17 protein-coding genes are annotated in these 20869 nt (G+C 66.1%); 6 read left to right on the forward strand and 11 right to left on the reverse strand.

Annotated features, from left to right (window positions below; translation table 11 throughout):
* Nucleotides 1-40 precede the first annotated feature (40 nt).
* A complete protein-coding gene (locus tag AC099J_RS08845; RefSeq protein ID WP_479614863.1) occupies nucleotides 41-712 on the reverse strand; it encodes a recombinase family protein in 672 nt (223 codons plus the stop codon).
* A gap of 519 nt (nucleotides 713-1231) precedes the next feature.
* Here AC099J_RS08845 and AC099J_RS08850 point away from each other — a divergent pair.
* Nucleotides 1232-2488, forward strand: coding sequence for a hypothetical protein (locus tag AC099J_RS08850; RefSeq protein ID WP_479614864.1), 1257 nt, complete (start codon nucleotides 1232-1234; stop codon nucleotides 2486-2488).
* Between the two features lie 687 nt (nucleotides 2489-3175).
* On the opposite strand, the gene AC099J_RS08855 is transcribed toward AC099J_RS08850, so the two are convergent.
* Nucleotides 3176-4315 carry a tyrosine-type recombinase/integrase gene (locus tag AC099J_RS08855; protein ID WP_479614865.1) on the reverse strand — a complete coding sequence of 380 codons (1140 nt, stop codon included), beginning with the start codon at nucleotides 4313-4315 and terminating at the stop codon, nucleotides 3176-3178.
* A 178-nt stretch (nucleotides 4316-4493) separates the two neighbouring features.
* Here AC099J_RS08855 and AC099J_RS08860 point away from each other — a divergent pair, with 178 nt between their 5' ends.
* Nucleotides 4494-5000 carry a hypothetical protein gene (locus AC099J_RS08860; protein ID WP_479614866.1) on the forward strand — a complete coding sequence of 169 codons (507 nt, stop codon included), beginning with the start codon at nucleotides 4494-4496 and terminating at the stop codon, nucleotides 4998-5000.
* A gap of 543 nt (nucleotides 5001-5543) precedes the next feature.
* On the opposite strand, the gene AC099J_RS08865 is transcribed toward AC099J_RS08860, so the two are convergent.
* Nucleotides 5544-6266, reverse strand: a complete 723-nt coding sequence (locus AC099J_RS08865; RefSeq protein WP_479614867.1) for a hypothetical protein — start codon at nucleotides 6264-6266, stop codon at nucleotides 5544-5546.
* 305 nt (nucleotides 6267-6571) lie between these two features.
* On the opposite strand from AC099J_RS08865, the gene ychF reads away from it, so the two are divergent.
* The 3 genes from ychF (at nucleotide 6572) to AC099J_RS08880 (ending at nucleotide 9982) form a co-directional block, all read left to right on the forward strand.
* The gene (gene ychF, locus AC099J_RS08870) at nucleotides 6572-7663 is read left to right on the forward strand and encodes a redox-regulated ATPase YchF (RefSeq protein ID WP_479614868.1); all 1092 of its coding nucleotides are present in this window, start codon (nucleotides 6572-6574) and stop codon (nucleotides 7661-7663) included.
* 529 nt (nucleotides 7664-8192) lie between these two features.
* Nucleotides 8193-9575, forward strand: coding sequence for a DUF3422 family protein (locus AC099J_RS08875; RefSeq protein ID WP_479614869.1), 1383 nt, complete (start codon nucleotides 8193-8195; stop codon nucleotides 9573-9575).
* Nucleotides 9576-9589: 14 nt separating this feature from the next.
* Nucleotides 9590-9982: a VOC family protein gene (locus tag AC099J_RS08880; protein WP_479614870.1), complete on the forward strand. Its 393-nt coding sequence runs from the start codon at nucleotides 9590-9592 to the stop codon at nucleotides 9980-9982.
* 33 nt (nucleotides 9983-10015) lie between these two features.
* On the opposite strand, the gene AC099J_RS08885 is transcribed toward AC099J_RS08880, so the two are convergent.
* The 8 genes from AC099J_RS08885 to AC099J_RS08920 all read right to left on the reverse strand — a co-directional run bounded on the left by AC099J_RS08885 (nucleotide 10016) and on the right by AC099J_RS08920 (nucleotide 19236).
* Entirely contained in the window at nucleotides 10016-10354 is a 339-nt protein-coding gene (locus AC099J_RS08885; RefSeq protein ID WP_479614871.1) for a DUF1161 domain-containing protein, read from the reverse strand.
* Between the two features lie 42 nt (nucleotides 10355-10396).
* Nucleotides 10397-11401 (reverse strand): Bug family tripartite tricarboxylate transporter substrate binding protein, encoded by a 1005-nt coding sequence (locus tag AC099J_RS08890; protein WP_479614872.1) that lies wholly within the window; start codon nucleotides 11399-11401, stop codon nucleotides 10397-10399.
* A 59-nt stretch (nucleotides 11402-11460) separates the two neighbouring features.
* Nucleotides 11461-12630 carry a CaiB/BaiF CoA transferase family protein gene (locus tag AC099J_RS08895; protein ID WP_479614873.1) on the reverse strand — a complete coding sequence of 390 codons (1170 nt, stop codon included), beginning with the start codon at nucleotides 12628-12630 and terminating at the stop codon, nucleotides 11461-11463.
* A gap of 48 nt (nucleotides 12631-12678) precedes the next feature.
* Nucleotides 12679-13527, reverse strand: a complete 849-nt coding sequence (locus AC099J_RS08900) for an oxepin-CoA hydrolase, alternative type (protein WP_479614874.1) — start codon at nucleotides 13525-13527, stop codon at nucleotides 12679-12681.
* A complete protein-coding gene (locus AC099J_RS08905; protein ID WP_479614875.1) occupies nucleotides 13524-14645 on the reverse strand; it encodes an acyl-CoA dehydrogenase family protein in 1122 nt (373 codons plus the stop codon). The genes AC099J_RS08900 and AC099J_RS08905 overlap by 4 nt, the downstream gene beginning before the upstream one ends.
* Before the next feature lie 10 nt (nucleotides 14646-14655).
* On the reverse strand, nucleotides 14656-15834 hold the full coding sequence (locus tag AC099J_RS08910) for an acyl-CoA dehydrogenase family protein (protein WP_479614876.1): 1179 nt from the start codon (nucleotides 15832-15834) through the stop codon (nucleotides 14656-14658).
* Between the two features lie 14 nt (nucleotides 15835-15848).
* Nucleotides 15849-17036 carry an acetyl-CoA C-acyltransferase gene (locus AC099J_RS08915; RefSeq protein WP_479614877.1) on the reverse strand — a complete coding sequence of 396 codons (1188 nt, stop codon included), beginning with the start codon at nucleotides 17034-17036 and terminating at the stop codon, nucleotides 15849-15851.
* A 67-nt stretch (nucleotides 17037-17103) separates the two neighbouring features.
* Complete coding sequence (locus AC099J_RS08920; protein ID WP_479614878.1) at nucleotides 17104-19236, reverse strand: 3-hydroxyacyl-CoA dehydrogenase NAD-binding domain-containing protein; 2133 nt, start codon at nucleotides 19234-19236, stop codon at nucleotides 17104-17106.
* 98 nt (nucleotides 19237-19334) lie between these two features.
* On the opposite strand from AC099J_RS08920, the gene AC099J_RS08925 reads away from it, so the two are divergent.
* Entirely contained in the window at nucleotides 19335-20243 is a 909-nt protein-coding gene (locus AC099J_RS08925) for a LysR substrate-binding domain-containing protein (RefSeq protein ID WP_479614879.1), read from the forward strand.
* Nucleotides 20244-20869 lie beyond the last annotated feature (626 nt).

The raw sequence follows: 20869 nt of genomic DNA on the forward strand, positions 1-20869 counted from the left end.
GCCCCACCTTCACGTGCGATAGCAATATGACTTCCTCGGCTTATGCGGTAGCCAGGCGCGCCATCACCCTTTGCACTTGGACAAGTGTCCAGTCGCCACCCCGCGGGCTCTTGATGCCTAGAGTGTTCAGTTCGGCGATCATGGCCCGCTGAGACAGTTCGCGCGCCCGAAACCCGGCCACCAGCCCGCGCAGCCGTGCCGCAAATGCATCGGCAGCTTCTCTGCGTTCTAGGACATATCGACGCAAGTTGGCAGGCCCGGTGGCGCCAAGGACGACGCCCCGGGCTTTGGCCGCCGCAAGCGCCGCCCGGGTGCGCTCGCTGATCTGGTCGCGCTCCCACTCGCTCATGACGGCGTGCATCTGGATCATGACCTTGTTGGCATGGGGCATGTCAGCTGCGATGAAGTCCACACCGGTCTCGATCAGGCCCGAGACGAAGTGCACGTTCCGGGCGAGCCGGTCCAGCTTCGCGATCAGCAAGGTGGCACCAGTCTTCTTGCACAGGGCTAGCGCCGCCCGCAGTTGAGGGCGCTGCTCGAGCGCGTTCGCACCCTTGCCGGTCTCGGTCTCGAAAAACTCGGCAACCGCCGTTCTTGCCCGGTCGGTGAGGAACCTGGCGACCGCGTGCTGCTGTGCTTCGATGCCAAGACCGGAGGCTCCCTGACGCTGGGTGCTGACGCGGTAATAGGCGACGAACTGGTTCTGGCTCATGGTGGCGTGATCCGATCGGTGAAGGTGGATACATGAAAGGACGTCGGTCCTGCGTGTATCCAAAGCCTACCCAGGCAACGATCGAAAGAGAAGGACGCCGTTGTATCGGCGAGGACGGTCACCTCGCCGATGCTGGCTGTGCTACCGCGACGAGCCACCCGTCCGCTCCCTACAATGGGAGTTGTCCAGGAAGCGTCGGTCGGGTTCGTCAGCATGTGCCGCTGAACCGGCATGACGCGCGGCCCACGACGCCTTGTTTGTTGCATGTTGGTCCTTGCCGGGGCTTCTGTGTTCAGCAACTTGGCGCCCGCGGCTTGAGGCCTGGGTGATCCCCGCATGACATGGGACGTCGGCCTCTGGTGAGGTCTGCCCGCACCTTGCAGCCGAGCCCACCACACGAGCTTCCGAGCTGCAGAAACGCACTTAGGCGAAAGCAATCGCTACCGGCCTTCGACAACCAGTCGGGGGCAGTGCTGTTCGAATCGAATCGGCCCGCGACGATTGCTATGGACCGCTCTCATGACCTATTCACACATGCTCGCCACCCACGCGGAGGCCGACGGCGTCATCATCGAACGCGAGCACGATCGCGCCCAGCTCAGGGCCAATCAAACAGGCAAGCCTGTGAACTTGCGCTCTACGAACGGGCAGAAAATCATCTTGTCTCCTATGCCCTCAAGCCAGAACTGGGAGCCCAGGACCACCGATCAAATCGAGCGTGACTTACGAATTTATGGGTGCCGGAAAGGACCCAAGCAGACCACGACCCTCGCCCCGGCGCATGATGACTCCCAGGACTCGGGAAATGACGATGGTCTGGAAAAGCTGTTGGCTGCTCTCGAGGACGCTCCTGGTGCACCGCCGATCCGTGGGGCTGATGGACCGCCGCCCCACATTCCCGTATCCACAACGACAGACGCGGGCGGGCATGGTGCCAGCACCGGGCAGCCGTGCTCTAGCAAGACCTCCACCCCCTGCGCTGTAACACCTGCAGGCACCGCCACAGTCCTTGCACCTCGTGCCCACCGGCTCGACAAGTTCCCGGTCGAGGAAGCGGTTTTTGCCGCATCCGGCAACGCGACGTCGGAGCTTGAACGGATCTGCCGCCCGGTCTTGACCGCTGCGGACTATGTCGCAGTGCGCAGTGCTTACTGTGCGGCGGCCGTGCAGCTCAACCTGGAGGGTCGCGTCGCGCCGGCATTCCGGCCGCCGATCAACGTGAACGCCAAGAGGGGCGATCCGATCTACATGCAGCTCTTTCGGGACCAGCTTGTGATCGACTACCACTGGTGCCATGCAACAAAGATGGACCTTGTGCCTACTGAACCTCATCACTCAGCCTTTTGGGACCTCGCCAGCAAGTTTCCGTTCAACAGCGCGTGGAAGGTGGCCCAGATGAGGTGGCGTGGTGGCTTCCGTGCCGATGAGGCCCTCGGACTGACCACCTTGCAGCAGTGCCAGACCGTGCGTCTTCGCGGTATCGAGCTTCAGAAGAGGGTGAAGGCAACGACCAGCCAATACCAGGATTCGAAAGGGATGTTCTCGACCAAGCGTTCGATCGCTATGCGCAAGATCGGTGAGTGGACGGAGCGGGCGCCTCGGATGAAGTCTCTGCGTGAGGAATACCAGAACTTGTGGCTCGCACGCGAAATGCTGGGGCCCGAGAACCTGCAACTCGTTCCTCAGCTGCTGGCGATGATGGACGGGGGCGCCGTCAAGGACCGCAAGACCATCAAGGAAAAGCTCGCGACGCTCGACAGGCACCTGGGAATGTAGCGTCGACCCCACTCCCGGCGGCGATGCGGCGGCCCTGCGGGGAATCGACGGGGGGATGTGGGGGACTTCTAACGCCTCTGGACGCAAAAAAATCCAATGGTTTCAACCGGCTACTGCCTTTCGATCCGGGCAGCCGCTGGACAAGGAACAAGCAAGAGATAGGAGGCAGGAGTGAGGAAGGAAAATTAAAGAGGGAGAACCGGGCCCGCCCGGAACACACCACTTTTTCTATCTTCTACTTTTGACTGCTTCTGACGGGACGTGAGTGAACCTGTTCAGGTCCGATGCTGACGGTGTTCGGATTGGGCGAGCGCACCCGGAACGCAGGGTGAATTCAGCGACATCATCGAGTTGTAATCCACCAGCGTCAGCACCGGCTGTGAAGCCCCGGGAGCGCCCTGCATCAGTAGTGGACCTTGCACCCCTTATGCGCATCATTGAGTAAGGCAGGCCCTTGGCGCCGCTTTTTTCCTGCCGCTCAAAAGCGGTGCTTATAGGGCCACCGGAAGACCGCGCCGGGAGCCTACCTGTAAGCACGAGCACGGCCTCGAGCTGTCCTTGAAGCTGAAGAAGAGCCCCGGGCGTGCGCAAGCTTTTGCGCAAGATCAACGCAAGAAGTGTCAGGTCGATTTTCGGGGCACGGTCATTAACGCAAAATTGTGCAGCTAGACAAGCTGGTCTTGACGTTCAAGCAGGTTTCTTGATCATCGAGACCAGCGTTTCCTGGATGCGCTCAAGAGGCGCCCGGACGTCCTCTGTGGTCAACGCCACGTAGTGCCGGTGCAGCACGTCGCCCTTGGGGGGCGTGTGGTTGAGAAGTCGGCGCAGCACCGCGTCGCCCACACCGATGCGCTCGCCCACCGTCGCCACAATCTTGCGCAGGTCGTGGAGCATGAAAGCCGGCGACCCCGCGCGGGCGGCCATCTTCGACAGGTGGTCAGCGGCAACGCCCGCGAACAGCTCGTCTCCCGGCCCGAGCCCTGCACAGCGACGCTCTAGGAGCTCGTGCAGCACCGGGGTGATGGGTAGGGTGTGGGGCTTGCCGTTCTTCGTCTCAGGGACCCGCAGGACGGCTCCAGTGAGGTCGATCTGATCACGCCGGAGGTCGCGTGCTTCGTTGCGCCGCAGACCCGTCCAGAGCACGAGCATCAGCAGGTCACGTTGACGCTCGCCGAGCTGGTCGACAGCATGCTTCCAGGTTGGGAGGTCGCGCTCTTGCAACACACGGGCGCGGGGCTGGGCGCGGTCGGGCAGCAGGCCGATGATGGCCAGCCGGGTGAAGGGCGAGACAAGTTCGCAGCCGTGCATCGCGTTCGCAAACTTGAACACCGCGCCCAGCATGCCGCGAGCGAGCTCTACCAGCGCTGCGCCCTTGGCCTGGGCGAACGCCTGGCAGTGCGCCGTGAACGCCGGCTGTGCGAGGTCACCCACCGACTGATCTAGCCAGGTGGAAAAGTGCGTTCGAAGCAGTGAGTCGTAGCGCTTCTGCGACGACGCCTTGATGCCCTTGGCCGCGCAGTAGGTCACGACCGTCGCGCGCAGCGTCGGTAGCGCCGATGTCGGTGCTGGTTGAGCTGGTCGAATGCCCTGCCGGCACTGCGCGAGAACCACCATTGCACGGCCGCGCGCGTCTTCGACGCTCATTGTGGGCCAGTGGCCGAGGTTCATGCGGAACTGCTTGCCCGCAATGCTCGTGGCGACCCGGAAGGTGCGCTTGCGCGGGTTCATGCGCACGCAGAAGCCGCTCAGCACTCGGTCGCGCAGAAGTCGACCGTCGGAGATCGTGCTGCGTTGTAGCAGCGCCTCGCTGATCAAAACAATTGGCATCGCTCCTCCAGGGTCAGGGCCATCCTACGATGCCAATTCGCTAACCAAGCTGGCACCAATGTGACGCGATACCGACTAGCGGGGCGGGCGATTGCCATGGGATAGCCGGAGCAGTGGGCCCGCCGGCATGCCAACTACCGAGGCCTACCGGCGCGGTCGAGAGTGACAATCGTGATCTATGACGAATGAAGACCCCGCATCTCACTACAGATGGCACTACGCCCCTCTGCAATACCTGGCCAAGATGATTTCTTCTGGAGCGCTGAAGCCTTCGAATACAGGGGCGAGTTCTGAGCAGCCTCTGCTGTGGTTTTCGGCAAATCAGCGTTGGGAGCCCACTGCCACAAAGATGGTCTCCACCGCCAAAGGACCGAAGCGCATGACATTCGCTGAGCAGGAGAGGCGCTTCGGCGCTATGCGATTCGGCATTGCTTCTGATGATCGACGCCTCATGAACTGGACTGCCGCTTGCGAGTTTGCAGGCACTTCTTTAGAGCAGGTCAAAAGCATGGAAGCCGCCGGCCGGAAGCTTGGCGCGAAGCCCGGGGACTGGTTTGCTACGGGAGTCGATGTTCAACTGGCTGGCCTCCGGTTCGAGGTCTGGCGAGACTCCAGGTGGCAGGAAGACGGCCCCCAGAAACTCATCGATCAATGGGCAAGTTTGCTTCGCGTAACCTCAGCCTAGTCAGTGACTGGTAGGTGCGCGCGATGCCGTCGTGAATCTTTTCGGCGACTGGCAGCGGAGACGAGAGAATTCCCGGCACTCCACGTATGCATTGAGCTTGCGATACATGACCGGGCGCTTCCATCGCGCCGTGGAGGTCGACGCTCACTTGCCCGCGCCCTGCGAGATGCGCTGGCTCTCAATGACGACCCGGTCGCGACGCGACCGTTGCCGCGGGGCTGTAGCCAGGTGACACGACCACATCGGTCGACCTCGTAATGCCGACCTTGATGAGGTTGTTGCGCTCGGAGTAGGCCAAGTAGACGTAGCCTACGCAGAGCATCGCAGCTGGCATGCGATATTTCAGTTATGTCACGGCTTTGGTCCGCAGCGTGTGCCGCCGACCTCGCGCGGCGCAACGCCGTAGGCGCTTGCGGCAGGTCCCGACCGACAGCGCCTGCCGATCCTTCTTGCTCTATCTGCCACCATCCAAAAGGAGCGAAAGGGAAACGTGCTGGATCTTGAGGAACTTGAGCTGTTCGTTGGTCAGCATTGCCATGCGAGTCATCCCTTTGTGAACATTGCAACAACATCCCGAAGCATCTGCGCAGCCCGGTCCTGCTGGACTTGCTCAACCTTTGTGAACTCCGCCACGTCGGTGGCAAGCTCCAGCTCGTGCCGCAGCAGGCACACCAGCTGAGCGAGTCCTCCATGGCAGGGGCGGACCGTCTCAAGCATTTTCAAGCCGTCGCGAGCTCTCCATTCAATGTGACGTCCGGGGCCGTCCCGGCCGACGGCCTCACGGTATGGAGCGGCGGAAATTTCGCAGTGAAGCAGTGCCTTCGTGAAGAGTTCCGGTAGCGACCTTGCATGAAGCGCCGCTTCGGCGTCGGCGATCAGCCAGACCTTTGCGAGGACGGTGGTGACTTCAAGCAGCGGCTGCAAGTTGGGACGGGTTCCATCTGGGCAGTCGGGGAGGCCCGCTATGTGCGCTATCAGGGCCTGGCACTTTTCAACGCCCTCAAGGTAGACCTGACGCTTCGCCGAGATCGCGCGGTCTGCTCGCTTTTGCGCTGCTTCATGGTCTAGCTTCAGTGCAGCCTGATCGCGGTCATGGTCCAGCTGCATCTTGAGGCGCTGGGCGCTGCTTCTGTTTGCCGCAAGGACGCCAAATACTGAGACCGTCGCGGCGATGAGTGCACCTAGTGCTGCTGCGATGACCGTGTCCGGAGGACGCCCCACCATCTGCAAGCCAGGAAATCCCGCGGCGACACCCAGCACTGCCACCACCGCTCCAGCGGCTGCACCACCTCCAAAGATCGCCCATGCTCTCCCCTCCTTGCGGGAATTCTCTCCGAGCTGTTGGTTGACCCTAGACACGCGGTTGCGTAACCAACGTCCCTGTCGCTGACCAATACAATCGACAGCTGCTTTCCCCAGGCAAAACGAGGACAAAACCCTCCCGCTGCCGTAGCACCCCCGGTCGTAATGTCGTGCTCGCCTGCTCGTGGCGCTTCGCGCGGATCGGGCATATCGACGACGCCCGTGTTGGGCTCGATGGTGCAGAAGGGGTTGATTTCAAAGGAATTTCCATGAGCCTCCAATGCGGCATCGTGGGCCTGCCCAATGTGGGCAAGTCCACCCTTTTCAACGCGCTGACCAAGGCCGGCATCGCGGCTGAAAACTACCCGTTCTGCACCATCGAGCCCAACACGGGCGTGGTCGAGGTGCCCGACCCGCGCCTGGCCAAGTTGGCCGAGATCGTCAAGCCCGAGCGCATCGTGCCGGCCATCGTCGAATTCGTCGACATCGCCGGCCTGGTGGCCGGTGCCAGCACGGGCGAGGGCCTGGGCAACAAGTTCCTCGCCCACATCCGCGAGACCGACGCCACCGTCAATGTGGTGCGCTGCTTCGACGACGACAACGTGATCCACGTGGCTGGCAAGGTCGACCCGATCTCCGACATCGAGGTCATCCAGACCGAGCTGTGCCTGGCCGACCTGGCCACCGTCGACAAGGCGCTGCACCGCCACACCAAGGTCGCGCGTTCCGGCGACAAGGACGCGCAAAAGCTGGTCGCCCTGCTCGAGCGCTGTCACGCCGCGCTGAACGAGAACATCCCCGTGCGCGCACTGGAATTCACGAAGGAAGAGCAGCCGCTGGTGCGCAGCTTCAGCCTGATCACCGCCAAGCCCGCGATGTTCGTCGGCAACGTGGCCGAAGACGGTTTCGAGAACAACCCCTACCTGGACCGTCTGAGGGAATACGCCGCCAAGCAGGGCGCGCCCGTGGTCGCCATCTGCGCCAAGATCGAGGCCGAGCTGTCCGAGATGGACGACGAAGACAAGACCATGTTTCTGGCCGAGATCGGCCAGGACGAGCCGGGCCTGAACCGCCTGATCCGCGCCGCCTACAAGCTGCTGGGCCTGCAGACCTACTTCACCGCCGGCGTGAAGGAAGTGCGCGCCTGGACCATCCACATCGGCGACACCGGCCCGCAGGCGGCCGGCGTCATCCACGGCGATTTCGAGAAGGGCTACATCCGCGCCCAGACCATCGGCTTCGACGACTACATCGCGCTCAAGGGCGAGCAGGGCGCCAAGGACGCGGGGAAGATGCGGGCCGAGGGCAAGGAATACGTCGTGAAGGATGGCGACGTGATGAACTTTCTGTTCAGTTCCTGATGCGTTTGGCACGGCCTGATCCGTGCTGCGCTCCCATAGACCCGCTGGGTATGCAGCAGCGCGACGTGGCCGCTCGGACAGCGCGGCAGGCCGTGGCAGCGTTCTGCGGCGCGGGCAAGGGCGGTACCGTGGAGCATCTGCTGGCAGACCGACGTGCCGACGCACAGCGGGAAGCGGCCAAGCACAGCAGGTCCACGACCGGAGCGCGCAGTTAAGTCGGCGTGACCGCCGCGCCGGGCCGCTTCGAGCAAGCTCGCACCCTCGACGAAGCGGAGACGCCCCAGTCAGCGCTCACCGCCCGGCTCTGCAGAGCACCGAGTGCCCGCTCCAGCGTCGAAGGTCGCTACGTGCTGGACACCGCCTGCGAAGTCCCGGCCCTGCGATGGCAGCCTGCGCGTGCTCGGGCACTGCGCGCGTTGACGAAGCCGCTCATCCAGCCCGCAACGGCACCATGCCGCGCAGGTGCCTGGCCCCACAATAACGCCCGCCCGCCCGCCCGCCCGTCAACCGGCCCGTACGCCCGCCACCCATGCTCCACCCTCTTCGCCTGCCCCAGCACCCCGATCGCGCGCTGCTGCACAACGAGGTCCATGCGCGCCCGCCCGAGGCACTGTCGGCGCCGTTGGCCATTGCCCACGTCGTCATGCTCAGCGGCGAGGGCGGCAGCGAGGCAAGCCGTGCCCATCTGGCGACGCTGCTGCGCGACCACCACCTGGCGCCGCCGGACGAGCACACCACGCACCTGCGCATCGACGTCGGCGGCTTTCGGCTGCGCTGGGAGCTGCACACCGAGTTCGTCAGCTGGACGTTCACAGTGCCGTTGCCGGCCAGTGCTGATGCCGAGGACTGTGGCGACTCCGACTCCGACTCCGACTCAGATTCCGGTGCCGGTGCCGGTTCCGGTTCCGGTTCCGCTTCAAGCACGCAGCGCCCGCCCGGCCCGCCTGCCAGCGCCACCGAGGCCGTGCCGCAGCAGTGGCTGGCGGCGCTGCCTGGCCAGTGCCTGTGCAGCCTGAATGTGTGGGTGCTGGACACGCCGCCCGGCTCAAGCGCCGCCGTGCGCCAGCTGCTGCGCGAAGACACGCTGGTCGGCTCCCGCGTGACGGACGGCCGGGCTGAGGTCTATACCGATTTCGGCATCCACGCAGATGGCTTCTCGCGCTTCGTGCTGCTGCCAGGCCAGTTGCCACGCCGCCGACTCGGCCGGCTGGTGCAGCGTGTGCTGGAGATCGAGACCTACCGCCTGGCGGCCATGCTGGGCCTGCCCGCAGCGCGGCGCGCCAGCAGCGTGCTGGCCAGCGCCGAGAGCGAACTGGCGGCCCTGGCCGAAGCCATCCGCACTGCCGATCGCGAGGCCGAGCCGGCGCTGCTGGACCGCCTGACGCGCCTGGCCGGCCAGGTCGAGAGCCAGCACGCGGCCACGCATTCGCGGCTCTCGGCCAGCGCTGCGTACTTCGAGCTGATGGACCGGCGCATCCACGAGATCGGCGAGGTCAAGATCGAAGCGCTGCAGAGCATCGGCGAGTTCATGGAGCGCCGTCTGACGCCGGCCCGCAAGACCTGCGAATGGGCAACGCGCCGGCAGGACGCGCTGTCACAGCGCGTCTCTCGCATCAGCAACCTGCTGCGCACGCGGGTGGAGATCGAACAGCAGCAAAGCGCGCAGGCGCTGCTGGCCACGATGAACAGCCGGCAGGACTTGCAGCTCAAGCTGCAGTCCACGGTCGAAGGCCTGTCGGTCGCGGCCATCACCTATTACATCGTCGGCCTGGTCAGCTACCTGGCCAAGGGCGCGCAGAAGATCGGCTGGCCGCTGGCGGCCGAGACCACGGCGGCGCTGGCGATCCCGGTGGTGGCCCTGAGCGTGTGGTGGTCGCTGCGGCGGCTGCACCAGCGGGTGTTCAAACACTGAAGGATGCTTGTTCCATGATCCACCACCTCGACCACCTGGTTCTCACCACGGCACGGCCAGAGGCCTGCGTGGACTTCTACACGCGCGTGCTCGGCATGCAGCTGGAGACCTTCGTCGGCGGCACGCCGCCGGTGGAGCGCCGGGCGTTCAGGTTCCGCCAGCAGAAGATCAACCTGCACGTGCAGGGCAGCGAGTTCGAGCCCAAGGCGCACCTGCCCGTGCCCGGCGCGCTGGACCTGTGCTTCATCGCCGAGGCGCCGCTGGACGAGGTGATCGCCATGCTGGCGGAGCGCGGCTGGCCGGTGTTGGAGGGGCCGGTGCTGCGCACGGGCGCGACGGGCAAGATCCGCTCGGTCTATGTGCGCGATCCGGATTTCAATCTGATCGAGATTTCCGAGCGGGTGTGAGCGATGGTCGGGGTGCTCCGATGGACCCGCGACCTACCGCCGGCAGTTGCCACCCACCGACACTGTGCCATCGCGGCACTCGGTCAGGATGTCGTCGCCGCGCAGGGCCCGGGCTGCTGCGGATGTGCCTTGTGCGCCCGCGCCGCTGCTGTGCTGCAGGTAGACGATCTTCTTGCTGCCGCGTTCGCAGTTGCCCACCACGCGGCCTTCGGCGCTGGCGTCTGCGTCCACCGTGGTCACCGTGAAGCGGCTGACGCCGTTGGCGGCGATGCGCGCCTCAATGTCGGCACGCAGCTCTTCACACGTGAGGGCGTGGCTGGCCGGGCTTGCCAGCAGGGCGGCCAGGGCCAGGGGGAACAGCGGCGTTTTCATGGCAGGCAAGTTTAGTGCTGCGTGCCACCCGCGGTGTGACGGTCAGTCCAGCTTGGCGCCCGACGCCTTGACCAGTTTTTCCCAAATCGGCGCATCTTTTTTGTACGCGGCGTCGAACGCCTCGGGCGAGCCGGCCACGACGGTGAAGCCCAGGTTGGCCACCCGCTCGCGCATCTCCGGCATCTGGAAGACGGCGCCCACTTCCTTGGCCATGCGCTGCACGATCTCGACTGGCGTCTTGGCCGGCGCCGCCATGCCGACCCAGCCGACGATGCGGTAGGCGTCATCGTTCATGCCCTGCTCGGCGAGCGTGGGCACGTTGGGGAGCACGGCCATGCGCTGGTCGCCGGTGACGCCGATGACCTTGAGCTTGCCGGCGTCGATGTGCGGCTTGGTGTTCTGCGCGCTGGAGAACGCCATCTGGATCTGGCCACCCAGCAGGTCCTGCACCATCGGCGCCTCGCCCTTGTACGACACGTGCGCCATGTCGGCGCCCAGCGCCTGGCTCATGAAGGCGCCGGCCAGGTGCGCGTACGAACCGATGCCATAGGAGCCGTAGGCCACCTTGCCCTTGTTCGCCTGGATGTACTTGCGCAGTTCGGCTGCGTTGCTGGCCGGCACGCTGGGGTGCACCACCAGCAGGACGGGCGCGATGGCCAACTGCGAGACCAGCACCAGGTCCTTGCGCGGGTCGTACGGCAGCTTGGTGTAGAGAAACTGGTTGATCAACAGCGAGGTGCTGAGCGAGACCGTGAAGGTCAGCCCATCGGGTGCGGCCTTGGCCACCGCATCGGTACCGATGATGCCGCCCGCACCGCCCTTGTTGTCGACGACGACCGGCTGGCCCAGGCGCGGGCCGAGCTTGTCGGCCAGCATGCGGGCCATCGCGTCAGTGGCGCCACCGGCGTTGAATGGCACGACGATCTTGACGGGCCGCGACGGCCAGCCCGCCTGGGCATGGGCGAACGGGGTGGCCAGCAGCGTGCCGGCGCCCAGTGCGGCGGCTTGAGCCAGCAGCGTGCGGCGCGAGGGGGTGGAGCTCTTCATGGGAATCTTTCGGGGAAAAAAAGTGGGGCGCACGGTGCGCCCCACGGGACACAGGCAGGTCAGTCCTGGCCCAACCATTCCTTCAGCACCGCATCGCGGTCGGCGCCCAGCTGCGGCGGCGGCATGCGAATCGGCAGGCGCTGGCCATCCATGCGGTAGGGCGGCGCCAGCACATGGGTGCTGCCGGCCACCGGGTGCGGCTGCTGGGTAACCAGGCCGTCTTCGGTGGCGCGTGGCGAAGTCAGCGCCTCGTGCAGGCCGAGCACCTCGCCGCAGGGGATGCCGGCGTTGGTCATGGCGGTGACCAGGTGGTCACGCTTGCGGCTGCCGATCTCCTTGTAGAGCTCCGGCAGCAGCACGGCGCGGTGCTGGCCGCGCCCCAGGTTGGTCTTGAAACGCTCGTCGGCGGCCAGGTCGGGCCGTTCCAGCGCGTCGATGCACAGCCGCTCGAACTGCGCGTTGGTGCCCACGCTGATGATGACCGGGCCGTCGGCCGCGTCGAACACGCCATAGGGCACGATCGACGGATGGGCGTTGCCGTACTTCGGCGGATCGCTGCCCTGCAGCAGCGCCTCCAACCCGCTGTAGGCGGTGATCATCAGGCCGCAGTCGAACAGTGCCATCTCCACGTGCCGGCCCACGCCGGTCTGCTGGCGCTGGTAGAGCGCGGCCAGCACGGCCTGGGCGCTGTACATGCCGGTCATGAGGTCAACGGCAGCGATGCCGAACTTCAGCGGGCCCTGGCCCTCCTCGCCGTTCATGGCCATGATGCCGGCCTGGCCCTGGATCACCAGGTCGTAGCCGGGGCGCTTGGCCTCGGGGCCGCCGCGGTTATAGCCGGTCACCGAGCAATAGATCAGGCGCGGGTTGATCTCGCGCAGCTGCTCGTAGCCCAGGCCCATCTTCTCCATGCCGCCGGTCTTGAAGTTCTGCACCACCACGTCGGCCTTGGCGACAAGCTGGCGCGCAGTGGCCTGGCCCTCAGGCGTCGCCAGGTCCAGCGTGATCGACCGCTTGTTGCGGTTCATGCTGTTGAAGTAGGTCGTCTCGGTCTTGCCAACGCGCAGGCCCCAGTCGCGCGTATCGTCGCCGCGGCTGGGGTGCTCGATCTTCACGACGTCGGCACCGAAATCGCCCAGCACCTGGGCGCACAGCGGGCCGGCCAGCACGCGCGAAAAATCAAGCACGCGCACGCCGGCCAGCGGCAGGTTGGAAGTGTTGGCAGTCATCCAGTCAGTCTCCTGTAGTTCTCGTTAGCGCCATTCTGCGCAGCGCGGTCATCGCTGGCGCAGCTTGGCGAAATCGGCCTGGCGTTTGCCGAGGAATGCGCCGATGCCCTCCTGCGCTTCGTCGTCGCCCTGGCTCTGCACCATGAAGCCGGCTTCCAGCTCCAGCTGCTCGTCCAGCGTGCGCGCATGGGCGCCACGGCACAGCGCCTTGATGCGGGCGCTGGCGCGGTCGGGGCCCTGCGCCAGTTGCGCGCCGAGCGCGATGGCTGTGGCCTCGGCGCTGCCGGCATCGACCAGACGGTTGACGGCGCCCAGGCTGTGCAGGCGCTCGGCCGTGACGCGCTCGCCCAGCAGGCACAGCTCGGTCAGCACCTGGCGCGAGACGAACTCGGCGAGGAACGAGGTCAGCCCGCCATCGGGCGTCAGGCCCACCTTGATGTAGGTGGCGCTGAAAAACGCCGTGCGCGAGGACACCAGCAGGTCGCAGGCCAGCGCGACGGAAAGGCCCGCGCCGGCCGCGCCACCCTCGACGGCGGCGATCACCGGCTTGGCCGTGTCACGCAGCCGGCGCACGAAGCCGTGCAGCAGCTCCAGCCGCTCGCGGCGGTCGGCGGGCGCCATGTCGCGGCGGGTGATCAGCTGGTTCAGGTTGCCGCCAGCGCAAAAGAAGTTGCCCGCGCCGGTCAGCACGACGGCGCCGATGGTGGGGTCGGCTTCGGCCTCGACCAGGGCGGCGGTGGCGGCCAGGTAGAACTCGGCCGACAGCGCGTTGCGCGCGGCCGGGTTGTTGTTCACCAGCACCAGCACCGCACCCTCGCGCCGCGTCAGCAGCGCTTCAGTCGACACGGATGTGCCTGCGGTGCCAGCTTGCTCCGGGCGGCCCGGCGCTCCGCTCATGCCGCTTCCTTGCCCAGTGCGATGTAGCGCGCCAGGTGGAAGTCCTCGTCGCCCAGCTGGTGGTCGATCATGACCAGCCGCTTGGCGTAGTGCGACAGCGGCAGTTCCCAGGTCATGCCGATGCCGCCGTGCAGCTGCACGCTCTCCTCGGCCACCAGCGTGCCGACACGGCCGATGGTGAACTTGGCGGCCGACACAGCCTTTTCGCGGGCGACGCGGTCACCGCTGTCGACAGCGGCTGCCACATTGATGACGGCCGAGCGGGCCTGTTCGATCTCCAGCAGCACATCGGCCATGCGGTGCTGCAGCGCCTGGAAGCTGCCGATCGGCACGCCGAACTGCTTGCGCGTCTGCAGGTATTCCAGCGTGGCCTGGCGCGCCACGTCCATGGCACCCAGCGATTCGGCGCACAGCGCGACGATGCCGCGGCCGACGGCGTGCTCGATGGTGGCCAGTGCCTGGCCCTCGGTGCCCAGCAGGGCATCGGAGTCGACCGTCACATTGTCGAACGTGACCTGGGCCACGCGGCCACCGTCGACGGTGGTGGAGCCTTTGATCGAGACGCCCGAAGCTGTGGCCGGCACGAGGAACAGCGACAGGCCGCTGCCGGTGCTGGCCGACACCACGAACAGCGTCGCCGCCTCGCCCTGCTGCACCATGGCCTTGGTGCCACTCAGTTGCCAGCCGTCGGCGGTCTTCGTGGCCGTGGTCGCCACTTCGTCCAGCGCGTAGCTGCCCGGCTCGCCATGGGCGAACGCGGCGATGGTGCTGCCGTCGATGATCTGCTCCAGGTGCGCGCGCTGGGCTTCGTTGCCCGCCTTGGCAATCGCGCTGCCGGCCAGCACGGCGCTGCCCAGCAGGGGTTCGACCACCAGGCCGCGGCCCAGCGCTTCGAAGACCACGGCGATGTCGAAGCCAGCGCCGCCGTAGCCGCCATCGGCCTCGCTGAACAGCGCGCCGATGGCGCCGAGTTCGGCGAATTGCTGCCACTGCTCGGCGCTGTAGCCCTGCGCGGACTTGGCGAGCTTGTGCCGCGCCTCGATGCCGTATTGCTCGGCGACGTACCGGTTCAAGGTGTCCGCCAGCATGCGGCGGTCTTCGGTGTGTTCGAAGTTCATGCGTGTCTCCTCACAGGCCCAAGATCATCTTGGAGATGATGTTGCGCTGGATTTCATTGGAGCCGCCGAAGATCGACAGCTTGCGGTTGTTGAAGTAGCTCAGCGCGGCGTTGGGCGCTTCGTCGGCGCCGGGGTGCCAGCCGCCTTCGCCCGCCAGTGCCCGCGCCTCGGGGCCCATGGCGCGGCGCAGCAGCGATGTCAGTTCCTGGCGGATCACGGTACCGCGGATCTTCAACATCGAGCTTTCTGCGCCCGGCACACCCCCACCGGCCACGGCGGCGATCACCCGCAGGTTGGTGGTCTTCATGTTCTCCAGGTCGATCTCGACCTTGGCCACGCGGGCCGCGAACAGCGGGTCGTCCAACAAGGGCTTGCCGTTCTTCTGCACCTTGGCCGCAGCGTTCTTGAGCCGGGCCAGCGCGGCGATGGAGAAGCCCACGCCGGCGATGTTGGTGCGCTCGTAGGTGAGCAGGTACTTGGCGCAGTCCCAGCCCTTGTTCTCTTCATAGACCAGGTTTTCGGCCGGCACGCGCACGTCGGTGAAGAACACTTCGTTGACTTCGTGGGCACCGTCCAGCGTGATGATGGGGCGGATCTCGATGCCGGGGCTCGTCATGTCGATCAGCAGAAAGCTGATGCCCGACTGTTTCTTGGCCGCCGGGTCGGTGCGCACCAGGCAGAAGATCATGTTGGCGTGCTGGCCCAGCGTGGTCCAGGTCTTCTGGCCGTTGACGATGTAGTCGTTGCCGTCCTTCACCGCCGTGGTCTTGACGCCGGCCAGGTCCGAGCCCGCGCCCGGCTCGCTGTAGCCCTGGCACCACCAGTCGTCACCGTTCAGGATACGCGGCAGCCAATAGCTCTTCTGCGCTTCGTTGCCGTACTTGATCAGCACCGGGCCGAGCATGTTGACGCCGAAGGGCACGATGCGCGGCGCGTAGGCAACGGCGCACTCATGCTCGAAGATGTATTTCTGCGTGGCGCTCCAGCCCGGGCCGCCGTAGGCCTCGGGCCAGTGGTTGGCCAGCCAGCCACGCTTGTTCAGCTTGGCGTGCCAGGCTTCCATGTCGGCCTTGGAAAGGTGCTCGCCGTCGCCGACCTTGTCGGAGAGTTCGGGCTTCAAGTTCTCGGCCAGAAAGGCGCGCACCTCGTCGCGGAACGCGGTGTCTTCGGGGGTGAAATTCATGTCCATGATGGCAACTCCGATCAGTAGATTTCGAACAGGCCCGCAGCGCCCATGCCGCCGGCGATGCACATCGAGACGACCGCGTACTTGGCCTTGCGGCGGCGGCCTTCCAGCAGCACATGACCGGCCAGGCGTGCGCCCGTCATGCCGAAAGGGTGACCGATGGAAATCGCGCCGCCGTTCACGTTCAGCTTCTCGTGCGGGATGCCCAGCTGCTGCTGGCAGTACAGCGCCTGCGAGGCGAAGGCTTCATTCAGTTCCCACAGGTCGATGTCGTCCACCGTCAGGCCGTGGCGCTTCAACAGCTTGGGAATGGCGTAGACCGGGCCGATGCCCATCTCGTCGGGCTCGCAGCCGGCCACGGCAAAGCCGCGGAAGGCGCCCAGGGGTTTCAAGCCCAGGCGCTCGGCTTCCTTGGCCTCGACCATCACGCAGGCCGATGCGCCGTCGGACAGTTGCGAGGCATTGCCGGCGGTGACGAACTGGTCCGGCGCGCGCACCGGGGCCAGCTTGGCCAGGCCCTCGTACGTCGTGCCGGCGCGGTTGCAGTTGTCCATGGTCGCGGTCACTTCACGGTGCGTGACGGCCTTGGTTTCCTTGTCGGTCACCGCCATGGTGGTGGTGCAGGGCACGATCTCGTTGTCGTAGATGCCGCCCTTTTGCGCGGCCTCGGTGCGGCGTTGGCTTTCCGCCGAGAAGCGGTCTTGTGCTTCGCGGCTGATGTTGTAGCGCGCGGCCACGATGTCGGCGGTCTCGATCATCGCCATGTAGAGGGCGGGCATGCGCTCGACCAGCCACGGGTCCATGCCCGAATCGCCGGCATCGGTGGCGCTGCGGGTGCGGATTTGCGAGATGCTTTCCACACCGCCTGCGACCATGGCCGGCGCACCGGCCACGATGGCACCGGCCGCGCTGGCAATGGCCTGCAGGCCGGATGCGCAAAAGCGGCTGACCGTGAGGCCGGCCACCGACAGCGGCAGCCCGGCGCGCAGTGCCGCCTGGCGGCCGACGTTGCGGCCGGTGGTGCCCTCGGGGTAACCGGTGCCCAGGATCAGGTCTTCGATCAACGCCGGGTCCAGGCCCGAACGCTCGACGGCGGCCTTGACGGCGAACGACGCCAGCGTGGGGCCGGGCGTGATGTTGAATTCACCTCGGTGCGACTTGGTGAGGGGCGTACGGGCGGTAGATACGATGACGGCTTCGCGCATGGCGGGTCTCCTTGTGGTTGTGCAGGAAAGCGCCCGCTGTGCGCGGGCGCGGGGAAATCGAACGGGCTCAGCTCTTGTTCAGGCTGGCAAAGTTGCGGCCTTCTTCGACCAACTGGACGAGCAGCGGCGCGGGCTGCCAGAAGAGCGGATCTTCCTTGGCAAAGGTGCGGATGTCCTCCAGCACTTTGGCCAGGCCGGTCATGTCGGCCCACTGCATCGGGCCGCCGCGAAAGCGCGGAAAGCCGTAGCCGGAAATGAAGGTCACGTCCACGTCCAGCGGCCGCAGGGCGATGCCTTCGGCCACGACCTTGGCGCCTTCGTTGACCATGGCCGCCATGTAGCGCCGCATGATTTCTTGTTCGGTGAGCTGGCGCGGCGTGATGCCGGCGCGCGCACGTTCGGCGTCCACGATGGCCAGCACTTCGGGGTCTTCTACGCCGGTGCGTGCGCCCTGCGGGTACTGGTACCAGCCGCGGCCGGTCTTCTGGCCGAACCAGCCGCGTTCGCAGATGCGGTCGGCCACCTGCACGTAGCGGGCCTTGGGGTCGCGCGTGGCCGACTTGCGCTTGCGCGTGGCCCAGCCAATGTCGCCACCGGCCAGGTCCGACACCTGGAACGGGCCCATGGGGTAGCCAAAGTTGCGCACGGCCGCGTCGATGGCGTAGGGCGAGGCGCCGTCTTCCATCATGTGGTCGGCGGCCTGGCGGTACACGGCCAGGATGCGGTTGCCGATGAAGCCGTCGCACACACCAGCGCGCACCGGCACCTTCTTGAGCTTCTTGGCCAGTTCGAACGCGGTGGCCACCACGTCGGCGCTGACCTTGGCCGGCACCACGATCTCCAGCAGCTTCATGATGTTGGCCGGCGAGAAGAAGTGCAGGCCGATCACGTCGCCCGGCCGCGAGATGCTGGCAGCAATCGCGTCGATGTCCAGGTACGAGGTGTTGGTGGCCAGCACGGCGCCCTGTTTGCAGACCTGGTCGAGTTCCTTGAACACGGCCTTCTTGACCTCGATGTCTTCGAACACGGCTTCAATCACCAGGTCGACGTTGGCAAAGGAGGCGTAGTCGGTGCTGCCTGCGAAGCGCGCCATGACCTTGGCCTTGCCCTCGGGCGTCATGCGGCCCTTGGCGACCAGGCCGTCGTAGACCTTTTCGACATTGGCGCGGCCACGCGCAATGGAGGCGTCATCACGCTCGACCATGGTCACCGGCAGGCCGGCGTCCAGCGCCGCGACGGCAATGCCGGCGCCCATGGTGCCGCCGCCGACCACACCCACCGACTGCAGCGCACGCGGTTTGGCGGCTGCGGCTTCAGGCACCTTGACCACGTCGCGCTCGGCGAAGAAGGCGTGGATCAAGCCCGCGCGCTGCGGGCTGTCCAGGCACTGCATGAACAACTCGCGCTCGAACTTGATGGCCTCGTCGAACGGCTTGTCGAGGGCGGCCTCGACCGCGTCCACGATCTTGTGGGGCGAGAACAGGTTGCGGGATTTTTTCGCCTGCTCGGTGCGCGCGGCGGCGATGGCGGCGCGGCTGGCCTCCACGTCGGCCAGGGCGGTGGCGTCACGCGAACGGCGCGGGCCGGCGCCTGCGGCCAGCAGCTCCTGCGCGTAGGCCAGGCCCTCGGCCAGCGTGTCGTCGCTTTTGGCCACGCGGTCGACCAGGCCCAGCTTCAGTGCTTCAGCGGCGCCCAGGTGGCGGCCGGTCAGCATCATGTCCAGCGCAGGGGCGGCGCCCATCAGGCGCGGTGCGCGCTGCGTGCCGCCGGCGCCAGGCAACAGGCCCAGCAGCACTTCGGGCAGGCCGAGCTTGGCGTTGGCGACAGCAATGCGGTAGTGGGCGCCCATCGCAACTTCCAGCCCGCCGCCCAGCGCGGCGCCATGGATCGCGGCGACGACGGGCTTTTTCAGTGCCTCGATGCGCTTGCAGACGTCGGTCAGCAGCGGGGCCTGCGGCGGCAGACCGAATTCGCGGATGTCGGCGCCGGCGATGAAGCTCTTGCCGGCGCCGACGATCAGCACGGCGGCAATGCCGGCGTCCTGCTCGGCCTGGTCCATGGCCGCGGCCAGGCCGCGGCGCACGGCCACGCCCAGTGCGTTCACGGGTGGGTTGTCGACGGTGACCAGCAGCACCTTGCCATGTAGCTGGGTGCGCACCACTTGCTCGTTGTGCGCGTCGGGGCCTGTCGTATTCGCCATGCGTTGTCTCCTGCGTTTGTGTGGGCCTGATTGTTGGACTGGAAAAGCTGTTTGACAATCCCATAAGTCCTGTACATGCTGTCAAGCCAAATTGAACAATGAGCCTCGATGTCCAATCCCTGACGCTGCTCGTCCACATTCTGGACGCTGGCACCCTGTCTGAGGCCGCGCGCCGGCTGAAGATGAGCCGCGCCAACATCAGTTACCACCTGAATCAAATCGAACGCGCCATCGGCCAGCAGTTGATCCGCCGCACGACGCGCAGGCTGGAGGCGACCGAGATCGGCCTGAAGCTGTATGAGCACGGCCGCGTGATCCAGAACGAGCTGATGGCCGCGCGCGAGGCCGTGGCCACGCTGGGGCAGGAGCTGGGCGGCCGCGTGCGGCTCTCGGTCCCCAGCGGCTATGGTCAGCTGGCCATGTCGCCCTGGCTGCTGGACTTCAAGCGGCTGTACCCGGCCATCGTGCTGGACGTGCTGTTCGAGAACCGCATCGAAGACTTGATGCGCGAGGAGATCGACATTGCGGTGCGCGTGCTGTCGGACCCGCCGCAGAACCTGGTGGCGCGCGACATGGGGCCGGTGCGCTTCATCGCCTGCGCCTCGCGCGGCTATGCCGAGAGCGCCGGCCTGCCGCAGCGGCTGGAAGATCTGCAGGGCACGCCACTGCTGACGGCCGCCGTGATCGGCAAGCAGTTGCGCCTGGCGGCCTACCTGGATGGCGAGCGGCACGAGGTGCTGCTGGAGCCGACGCTGATTTCGGAGAACTTCATGTTCCTGCGCGATGCCATCGTGGCTGGGCTGGGGGTGGGGCTGGTGCCGGACTATGTGGTGCGTGATCTGGTGGAGAGCGGGGCGGTGGTGACGGCGCTGGATGCCTGGCGCTTGTCGATCTTCGGTACGCACATGCATTTGTTGTACATGCCGAATCGGCACCATACGCGGGCGATGGCGACGTTCATCGACTATGTGTTGCAGCGGGCGCGGGCTGCGGCGCCGGTTGTGTAGCAGCGCCGTGGCGTGCGGGGGTCGATGCCGTCGGCGCGCTGATCCAGCCGAGCTCTAGCAACGGGGGCAGCAACTCCGGCCGCAGGCCGAGCGAAGCAAAGGCCCGAATCGTTGGCCGAGCGCAGCGATGGCCCGACCGTCCCCGTCCCCGCTCCCACCCCTGTGCCCACGCCGAGGAGCGCAGTGCCATGGGTGGCGCGGAGCATCGCGCGCTTCGTTGTCATGCTCATTGCACTTTGTTTGAGCTGAACGAACGCAGTGAGTGGTGCGAGTTGTGCAATGCACCCATGGCAGGAGCACCGCAGGTTGCCCGTAGCGCAGCGGAGGGACGTGGGAACCGGGGTCGCCCTTTCTTTGGTTACTTTCTTTCGGCGAAGCGAAAGAAAGTGACTGCGCTGCCGGGCGCATATCCCGGCACCTCTCCGCGAGTGCGGCAATGCCCTCCGCAGGAGCGAACAAGTTCTCCGCAAGCCGCAAGCCGGAAGGCACGTTTCCGCTGGCGCGGTGCTTGATAAAAGGTGCGGGGTTTCGCCCCCGCGGACGACTCACTTTTCTTGCTATCGCCCAAGAAAAGTAAGCAAAAGAAGGCGACCCCCGGTTGCCGCGTCCCTCCGCTGCGCTCCGGG

The sequence above is a fragment of the Rhodoferax sp. RT4P68 genome (assembly GCF_056521305.1).